We start from the raw sequence: 8825 nt of genomic DNA on the forward strand, positions 1-8825 counted from the left end.
GGTGGGTGGGGGCAGACCCGGCGCGGAGCGCCGGCGCACCCACCGCGTTCCACGATGGAGTCGGTGAAGCGGCTGTGACGAGGCCCGTGGTCGGTAATTCGGGCGACCGCGCGGGCGTCCCGGGCTAGATTCGCCGGTTGTGATGCTGCGAAGGGAAGACGGGTACGAGATCGCGACCGATCCGGACCGCGTCGACATGGACCGTGTGCACCACTGGCTGTCGACCGACGCCTACTGGGCGCTGGGGCGCAGCCGGGAGACCGTCGAGCGGTGTGTGCGGGCCTCGTTGAACTTCGGCGTCTACGAGCCGGCGGGCGGCCAGGTGGCGTACGCGCGCGTCGTCACCGACCTGGTCGCCTTCGCCTGGCTCTCCGACGTCTACGTGGATCCCGCGCACCGCGGCAAGGGGCTCGGCACGTGGCTGGCGGCCTCCATCCGGGACCACCTGGCGCCGTACCGGCTCAGGCGCCTGATGCTCGCGACCGTCGACGCGCACGGCGTCTACGAGAAGGTGGGGTTCACTCCGGTCCCCGACCCCGAGCATCTGATGGTGATGAAGTTCGCCTGAGGTCGCCCCCGGTGGGGTGCCATGTGTACTCGAAGCCCGGCAGCTCGAAGCCCTGCTCGAACCGGCAGACCCGTTCGGCCGTGCGCCGGCCGCCCTGGCGCTCGTAGAAGGCGACGGCCGGGGTGTTGTCGCGCAGCACCTCCAGGTAGAGGGGGCGGCCGGGGTGTGTCGCGGCGGCCCAGGCGAGGGAGTGCCGCAGCAGGCGGCCGCCGATGCCGGAGCGGGTGCGGCCGGGGCGGGCGTGGAGGTTGTCCAGGAGGACGCGGCCGTCGGGGCGGGGCATGAGGTAGGCGAAGCCGACCAGTTCGCCGTCGTCCTCGGCGACGAACAGCCCGGTCGCCGACGGGTCGGCGGCGAACCGTCCGCGCCAGACGGTCAGACGGTCGTCGAGCAGTGCTCCTTCGAGGAAGGTGTCCGGCATGATGCCCGCGTAGGCCGTGCGCCAACTGTCCGCGTGCAGCGCCGCGACCGGCTCCGTGTCGTGTCTGGTGCCCGCTCGTATCCGCATGGTGCCGACCCTCGCTCACCGGCCGGGCGGTTGTCACCTCCTCGGGCGGGGGAACCGGCGGCAGCCGCGATCCGTCACAGCGGCATGGTGGGGAACGTGCGTGCGGCGTGGATCGGGGGCGTCGGGCTGGTGGCGGCGCTCGGGGTGCTTCTGGTGGTCGTGGACCCCGAGCAGTCCGATGGCCCCGACGTGTCGGCGTGGGAGGACCCGACGGCGTACCGGTTCGTGGTGGAGGGGTCCTGCGGGGAGACCTCGCTCAGCGGGAGGTGGGGGATCGCGGTCGAGGACGGCGAGGTGGCCGAGTTGACCGATCTCACCGGGCTCTTCGACCCGCCGGAGCAGTCACCGGAGATGGGGATGACCATCGCCGAACTGCTGGCGCTGGCCGAGGAGGCAGAGGAGGAGGGGGCGGACGTCGTGGAGGTCGACTACGCGGAGGAGGACCCGGCGCGGCCGGAGACGATCACGGTCGACTACGACACGAACGCCATCGACGACGAGATGTGCTACCGGATCAGCGACTACGCGCCCGGGTCCTGAGGGGCGCGCACCAGCAGGGCCACCGGGGCCCGGGCGAAGAGCCGGGCCAGTGGTGCCTTGCCGGTGGTGTGGCCGCCGGTGAGGAGGTCGTGCCAGTCGCCGGGCGGCAGCGGGAGGTGGGTGTCGCGCCAGCCGCCGGCCTCGGCCAGGCCGTGCGGGAGGCGGGTGACGGCGGTGATGGCCTGGGTCGCGCGGGCGAACGCCAGGCAGTGCTCGGCCGCCGGGCCCTCCGCGGTCAGGGGGTGGTGGCCCGCCTCGGGGCCGAACCAGTCGGGGTGGTCGCGGCGCAGCCGCAGGGCCGCGGTGGTCAGGCGCAGCTTCTCGGCGTTCAGCTCGGCGTCCACGACGACGGGCGGGCGACGGTTGTCGGGGTCGACCAGGGCCGGGTAGTGCCCCTCGCTGCCGCGGTAGACGTCGGGCACGCCGGGCATCGTCAGGTGCAGCAGCGCGGCGCCCAGCACGTTGGCGCGGATCGCCGGGGCGAGGCGGCGGGCGAACTCGGCGAGCGAGCGGCCGGGTGGGCCGCACGGGCCGGCGTGCACGAAGCGTTCCAGGGCGCGCTCGTAGTCGGCGTCCGGCTCGGTCCAGGTGGTGGCGAGCGCCGCCTCGCGGGCCGCCTTGAGGACGGCGGCGGTCAGCCGTTCCCGGTCGGGGGTGCCGAGGGCGAACGCGGTCTGCCAGGCGGTCCACGCGAGGTGGGGGTCGGGGGCCGGCGCTCCGGCGCGCGCGGTCTCCGCCGTCAATCGGGAGACCAACCCGGCCCAAACGGAAGGATGTTCGGAGAGGGCCGCGAGCGCGGCCCGGGCGTCGCCGCTGCGCTTGGTGTCGTGGGTGGACAGCACCGTGCCGGTCAGCGGCCACTCCCGCCGCACCCGCGCGCAGTGCGCGTGGAACGCGGCCGGCGGCAGCGCCGGCGCCTCCGGCGCGCAGCCGACCTCGGCCGCCGAGAGCAGCGGGGCGAACCGGTAACCGGCCGTGTCCTCCACGGCCTTGGCCCGCAGCGCCGAGGAGACCTGGCCGAAGCGGACCCGGAACTCGACGGCCGGCGGCGTGGGTTCGCACCTGCCGAGGGCCAGGTCACGGACGGTCGCCACCGCCGCCGACTCCTCCGGCACCGCGAAGGCGCCGGCCGCCGCCTCGGCCGCGGCCGTCAGCATCGCCGTGTCCCCGGGGGCCGGTGGCGCCCCGCCCGTGACGTAGGGCCGGTAGACCGGCAGCCGCACCAGCAGCTCGACCAGCGCGGTGTGCAGCGCCCAGGGCGCGTGGTCGCGCCCCCGCAGCGCGGGGTCGACGCGGCAGGCGGCCTCGGCGGCCCGGGCCAGGCGCGCCGCCTCGGCCGCCAGCTCGTGCCCGATCATGCGGTGTCCCGCGGCGCGCACGGTCTCCGCCCAGACGCCGCCGGCCTCCGGCGCGACGCCGGTGAACTCCCGGTAGGCGTCGGTCAGTCGGGCGTGTCCCTCGGGGTCGACGAAGACCGCGTCGACGTGCCGCAGCGCGTCATAGCCGGTGGTGCCGGCGACGGGCCAGGCCGCCGGCAGGTGCTCGTCGGGCCCCAGGATCTTCTCGGCCACGATCCAGACGTCCGCGCCGCACGCCTCGCGTAGCCGGGCCAGGTAGCCGCCCGGGTCGGCGAGCCCGTCCGGGTGGTCGATCCGCAGGCCCGTCACCACCCCGTCGGCCACCAGCCGCAGCACCGTGGCGTGCGTGGCGTCGAAGACCGCGGGGTCCTCGACCCGCACCCCGATCAGCTCCGACACGGTGAAGAAACGGCGGTAGTTGAGCTCGGTGCGGCCCAGCCGCCACCAGCAGAGGCGGTAGTGCTGGGCCGCCAGCAGCTCGGGCAGCGGCAGCCGCTCCGTGCCCGCGCGCAGCGGGAAGCGGTGGTCCCAGTAGCGCAGCGCGCCGTCCGCCACCGTGAGCCGGTCGAGCTCGCCGGCCAGTGGCCCGCCGAGCACCGGCAGCAGCAGCCGCCCCTCGCCGGCCGCCCAGTCGATGTCGAACCAGGAGGCGTACCGGGACCCCGGGCCGTCCCGCAGCACCTCCCACAGCTGCCGGTTGCGGCTCGTGTCGGCCGGCACCGCCATGTGGTTGGGCACGATGTCGAGCACCAGGCCGAGGCCGTGGGCGCCCGCGGTGGCCGCGAGCCGCCGCAGCCCCGCCTCGCCGCCGAGCTCGGCTCGGACCGTGGAGTGGTCGGTGACGTCGTAGCCGTGCGCGGAGCCGGGGACCGCGTCGAGCACGGGGGAGAGGTGCAGGTGCGAGACGCCGAGCGCGGCGATCCGCGGGACGAATGCCTCAGCCGCCCCGAACGTGAACTCGGGCCCCAGCTGGAGCCGGTAAGTTGACGTGGGCGCCCGGCGCACGGGGAGCGTCATGGCCTCCCCCTGCCCCGAAGGGCGCGTGGGCAAGCCCGGTCCACCCAGGCTCGGGCTGCGCGCGCGGCGGGCGCGGCAGTAGGCTTCCTTGATCCAAGGCAGGGGCGGAAGGCGGTGCAGGTGAGCTCTTCGGGGCTGGAATTGCCCCCGGGAAACGGGGACGAGACCGCCGAGGCGCCGACTGTCGCGGTGCCGGTGCCGCGCCCGGTGGAGATCGGCGCCGATCTCGACTGGAGCGCCGAGGACTGGTCCGAGGTGCGGACCCGCGTCGAGCGGGCCGGGCGCGCGTACGTCTGGCTGAACCTGGTGGAGCAGCGCCTGCGCTCGGTGGTGGCGGCCGTGCTGCGCCCCGTGTACGAGCCGGTGCACGGCGAGGAGTGGGAGGTGGCGGCGGCCGGGCCCACCGGGCAGGAGTGGGTGCAGCGGGCGGCCGCCCTGCGTGAGGTGAGCCGCCGCAAGGGGCACCTGCTGGATCCTGCCGATGACACCGTGCTCGCCTTCCTGACCCTGCCTCAGCTGCGTGAACTCATGGTGCAGCACTGGCCCTGCTTCGCGCCGTATTTGGACAACCGGCGCGAGGTGGAGCTCACCCTCGACGAGCTGGAGGTGGCCCGCAGCGCCGTCAGCCGCAACCGGGGCATGAGCCGGGCCGTGCTCGAACAGGCGGAGCGCGCCTGCGCCCGGCTGCTGCGGCTGCTCGACTCCGGCGCGCCGCCGTCGGACGGGCGGCTGCCGGCCGACGCGGTGGAGCGCCTGGTGGGCGACCGGTTCACGGACGTGGCCGGGGTGCACCCGGACCGGGTGCGGTTGCAGCGGCAGCTGCCGGCCGAGGACCTGTTCTCCGGGGCCCGCAGGCTCGACGCGCTGGGCATAGGGCTCGGCCTGCTGGTGCAGAACTTCCCCGGCCGGCGGCTGTTCCGGCTCGCCGAGTCCGGCTGCCGGGTGCGGCTGCTCTTCCTCAACCCGGCGAGCGGGGCCATGCGGCGGCGGGAGCGCGAGCTCGGCCTCAAGCGCGGCGAGCTCGGCAGGACCGTGGAGACCAACATCCTGCACGTGCGGCGGGTGCGCAGCCGGGTGCGGGACCCCGAGGCCTTCGAGATCCGGGTCTTCGACGACACGCCGCGGTTCAGCGCCTACTTCGTGGACGCCGACGGGCCCGACGGGGTCGCCGTCGTCCAGTCGTACCTGCGGCGCAGCCGGGGCATGGAGACGCCGGTGATGGTGCTGCGCCGGGCGGGCCGGGAGATAGTGCAACGGGACGACCCGCTGGCGGACGGCGAGCTCAGCCTCTTCGAGACCTACCGCGAGGAGTTCGAGTGGGCCTGGGAGGACTCCCGGCCGGTGTCCTGAGCGGGCCGCCGGGTCAACCGCCCGGCGCCCGGTAGGCGATCAGCGTCCGGGAGACGGAGGCGAGGGCGAGCGTCGCGGCCACCGTCAACAGGCCGCCGCCCGTGATGGCCCAGGTGGGGCCGGCCGCGGCGCCGGCCAGGCCGTGGGCCAGGCCGCCCAGCGGGGGGCCTGCCGGCCGTGGTCACGGGGTCCACTGCCCGTTTTTTTCGAGCGGGGGTGGGTCAGCCGGGGGCTCGGTAGGCGAGCAGCGTCCGGGAGACGGAGGCGAGGGCGAGCGTCGCGGCGACCGTCAACAGGCCGCCGCCCGTGATGGCCCAGGTGGGGCCGGCCGCGGCGCCGGCCAGGCCGTGGGCCAGGCCGCCCAGCCAGGGGCCGCCGGCCGAGATCACCGTGTCGAGACCCTGGAGCCGGCCGCGCAGCTCGTCCGGCACGCACGCCTGGAGCAGCGTCGCGCGGAACACGCTCAGCAGCATCAGCGTCCCGCCGGCCGCCAGCAGGCAGCAGGTGGCCAGCCAGAGCCGGTCGGTCAGGCCGAAGGCGGCGATGGCCAGGCCCCAGCCGCAGACGGCGACCGCGTAGACGAGGCCGTGCCGGGTGAGGCGGGTGAAGGCCCCGGAGCAGAGCCCGGCCAGCACGGCGCCCGCCGAGATCGAGGCGCTGAGCACCCCGAGCGCCAGTCCGCCGCCGGGAGGGTCGCCGAACGTCTCCTGCGACACCTCGGGGAAGAGCGCCGCCGGGTTGCCGATCACCATCGCGACCAGGTCGACCAGGTAGAGGGCGACCAGCAGCCGGTGGCCCGCCAGGTAGCGGACCCCGGCGGCCAGCCGCGGGCGGCGCCCGGCGCCCGCGGGGTCCCCCGGCGGGAGCGGCGGCAGCCGCCACACCGCGTGGACCATGGCGAGCAGCGCCAGCGCGTCGACCAGGTACAGCGGCGCCACGCCCGTGACGGGCAGCAGCGCCCCGGCGAGCAGCGGCCCGGCCACCGGACCGAACCAGCGCACGGTGGCGTCCAACGAGTTGGCCGCCGGCAGCAGTTCCGGCGGCACCAGACGTGGCACCACGGAACGGCGGGCCACCGAGTTGGCGCCGAGGCAGCCCTGGAGGAGCGCCAGCAGCACGAAGAGCACGGCGACGGAGTCGACGTCGGCCGCCGCCTGGAGCCACAGCAGCGACGCGACGAGGGCGAGCCCGCCGTTGGTCGCGAGCAGCAGCCGGCGCCGGTCGAGCGCGTCGGCCAGCACCCCGCCCCAGAGCGCCGCGAGCACCAGCGGGCCCAGGGCGGCCACCGCCGAGAGCCCGACCCAGGCCGAGGAGCCGGTGAGCTCGTAGATCTGCAGCGGCACCGCGACGGCGGTCAGGCTGGCCCCGGTCGCGGTCACCGCGCTGGACAGCCAGAGCCGACGGAAGGCCGGGATCCGGGCCGGCCGCAGGTCGGCGCGGAACCGGCGCCGGTCGTCGATCGCGCTCACGGGGCGGAGGACGCGCCTCGCCGCCGGCCGGTTCTGTGCTCAGGACGGCGGGTCGGCGAGGCGGTGCAGGAGGAAGAAGCCGCCATAGGCGGGCCGGCCCTCGCGGCGCTCGCCGTCGGTGGCCACGTACTCGTCGAGGACGGCGAGGACGCGCGCGTTGAACTCGGCGAGCTCCTCCGGGGAGAGGTGGAGCATGAACCGCGCCATCTCCGCGATCGAGCCGGTCCCCGCCTCGTGCAGCTCCTCCTGGAAGGCCAGCAGGGGGACGAGCGGGGCGTCCTCCGAACCGGCCTTGGCGAGCGGGTAGTCGAGCCACCAGGAGCGGCCGGTGGACCGGTACGGCTTCTCCAGGGCGCCGCTGTCGCCGGTGCGCACCGGCGCCGGCTCCAGGAAGCCGGCCTCGGTCAGCTGGCGCACGTGGTAGAGCACCGTGCCGGGGTCGCGGCCGAGCCGGTCGGCCAGCTGCTTGTTGGTCATCTCGCGCTGCCCGCACAGCCGCAGGATGCGGGCCCGCAGCGGATGCGCGAGTGCCTTGGCCTCGCGGACGGTCGCCTCCTGCCGCGAGGGCCGGCCGGTCGCTCCCTGTTCGCCCATGTCCGCAGCGTAGTCCACGGGTGAACGGCGGGGTCAGGACAGGCGATTGAGTTTTCTCCATCGATGTGGGATTGTCCATCGGTGACGAACGAGACCACCCCGGCCGCCGCCGTCGCGCGGCCGCCGCTCGGTCCCGCCTACTGGCGGCTGCTGACCTCCTCCGCGTTCTCCAACCTGGCCGACGGCGTGCTCAAGGTCGCGCTGCCACTGGTGGCGATCCAGTACACCCGCTCCCCGACGCTGATCGCTGGGCTCTCGCTCGCGCTCAGCCTGCCCTGGCTGCTGTTCGCCCTCCAGGCGGGCGCCCTCGCCGACCGCCTCGACCGGCGGCGCGCCATGGTGTTCGCCAACTGCCTGCGCACGCTGCTGATGGCCGCCCTGGCGCTCGCCGTGGCGCTGGACGCGGGCTCCGTCTGGCTGCTGTACGCGGTCGCCTTCTGCGTCGGCGTCGCCGAGACGGTGTACGACACCTCGGCCCAGTCGATCGTGCCGCAGCTCGTCCACCGCGACCAGCTGGCGCGCGCCAACGGCCGCCTCTACGCGGCCGAGTTGGCCGCCAACCAGTTCGTCGGCCCCGCGGTGGCCGGGCTGTTGGTCGCCGCCGGCGCGGTGGCCGCCTTCGCCGCGCCCACCGCCCTCTGGGCGGTCGCGGTCGCGGCGCTGCTGCTGGTGCCCGGCACCTTCAGGACCGAGCGAACCGGCCCGGCCACCACCATGCGGGCCGACATCGCCGAGGGCCTGCGCTACCTGTGGAACCAGCGGCTGCTGCGGACGCTCGCCGCGATGGTCGGCGCCAGCAACTTCGCCTCCAACGCGGCGTTCGCGGTACTGGTGCTGTACGCGGTCGGCCCGACGTCGGCGATGGGGCTCACGGAGGGTGGCTTCGGCGTGCTGATGACCGCGATGGCGGTCGGCAGCCTGCTCGGCTCCTTCGTCGCCGAGTGGGCCGAACGGGCCCTCGGCCCGGCCCGCGCGCTGTCGCTGACCGTCCTGACCAGCGCGCTCGCCCTCGCCGTCCCCGCGCTGACCGCCGACCCCTACCTGGTCGGCGCGGGGTTCGCGGTCTCCGGTGTGGGGATCGTGATCTGGAACGTGATCACGGTCTCGTTGCGGCAGCGGATCGTGCCGAACGGCCTCCTCGGCCGGCTCAACAGCGGCTACCGGCTGATCGCCTGGGGCACCATGCCGCTGGGCGCGGTGGCCGGCGGGGTGCTGGCGCAGCTCTTCGGGCTGCGGGCGGTGTTCGCGATCACGGCGGTGGTGGTGCTGCTCACGCTGGTCGGCATGGCGGTGGTGACGGACGCGGCGTTGCGCTCGGCGGAACGTTCCGCCTGACGGCCTGCGGCCGTGCCGCGCCCACCCACCCGCCCTTTGGCGGGTGGCCTCGCGCGGCATGGGGCCCCGTGGCCCGGCGGCTTCGC

At 75.3% G+C, this 8825-nt stretch carries 8 protein-coding genes; 4 read left to right on the forward strand and 4 right to left on the reverse strand.

What is annotated here, in order from left to right; genetic code table 11:
- Nucleotides 1–142: 142 nt before the first annotated feature.
- The gene (locus RNC47_RS35215) at nucleotides 143–568 is read left to right on the forward strand and encodes a GNAT family N-acetyltransferase (RefSeq protein WP_311604859.1); all 426 of its coding nucleotides are present in this window, start codon (nucleotides 143–145) and stop codon (nucleotides 566–568) included.
- Here the strand turns inward: RNC47_RS35215 and RNC47_RS35220 are convergent.
- Nucleotides 519–1076: a GNAT family N-acetyltransferase gene (locus tag RNC47_RS35220; protein WP_311604860.1), complete on the reverse strand. Its 558-nt coding sequence runs from the start codon at nucleotides 1074–1076 to the stop codon at nucleotides 519–521. The genes RNC47_RS35215 and RNC47_RS35220 overlap by 50 nt on opposite strands.
- A 96-nt stretch (nucleotides 1077–1172) precedes the next feature.
- On the opposite strand from RNC47_RS35220, the gene RNC47_RS35225 reads away from it, so the two are divergent.
- Nucleotides 1173–1616 (forward strand): DUF6174 domain-containing protein, encoded by a 444-nt coding sequence (locus RNC47_RS35225; RefSeq protein ID WP_311604861.1) that lies wholly within the window; start codon nucleotides 1173–1175, stop codon nucleotides 1614–1616.
- Here the strand turns inward: RNC47_RS35225 and treY are convergent.
- Nucleotides 1598–3991, reverse strand: coding sequence for a malto-oligosyltrehalose synthase (gene treY, locus RNC47_RS35230; protein ID WP_311604862.1), 2394 nt, complete (start codon nucleotides 3989–3991; stop codon nucleotides 1598–1600). The two genes, RNC47_RS35225 and treY, sit on opposite strands and share 19 nt — an antisense overlap.
- A 120-nt stretch (nucleotides 3992–4111) precedes the next feature.
- Between treY and RNC47_RS35235 the strand changes: the two genes are divergently transcribed.
- Nucleotides 4112–5341, forward strand: coding sequence for an SAV2148 family HEPN domain-containing protein (locus RNC47_RS35235; RefSeq protein ID WP_311604864.1), 1230 nt, complete (start codon nucleotides 4112–4114; stop codon nucleotides 5339–5341).
- A gap of 221 nt (nucleotides 5342–5562) precedes the next feature.
- Here the strand turns inward: RNC47_RS35235 and RNC47_RS35240 are convergent, their stop codons facing one another.
- Nucleotides 5563–6810, reverse strand: coding sequence for an MFS transporter (locus RNC47_RS35240; RefSeq protein ID WP_311604866.1), 1248 nt, complete (start codon nucleotides 6808–6810; stop codon nucleotides 5563–5565).
- Between the two features lie 39 nt (nucleotides 6811–6849).
- Nucleotides 6850–7404, reverse strand: coding sequence for an ArsR/SmtB family transcription factor (locus RNC47_RS35245; protein ID WP_311604868.1), 555 nt, complete (start codon nucleotides 7402–7404; stop codon nucleotides 6850–6852).
- An 81-nt stretch (nucleotides 7405–7485) separates the two neighbouring features.
- On the opposite strand from RNC47_RS35245, the gene RNC47_RS35250 reads away from it, so the two are divergent.
- Nucleotides 7486–8739, forward strand: coding sequence for an MFS transporter (locus RNC47_RS35250; protein ID WP_311604870.1), 1254 nt, complete (start codon nucleotides 7486–7488; stop codon nucleotides 8737–8739).
- Nucleotides 8740–8825 lie beyond the last annotated feature (86 nt).

Source organism: Streptomyces millisiae, assembly GCF_031845425.1.
Lineage (GTDB): Bacteria > Actinomycetota > Actinomycetes > Streptomycetales > Streptomycetaceae > Streptomyces > Streptomyces millisiae.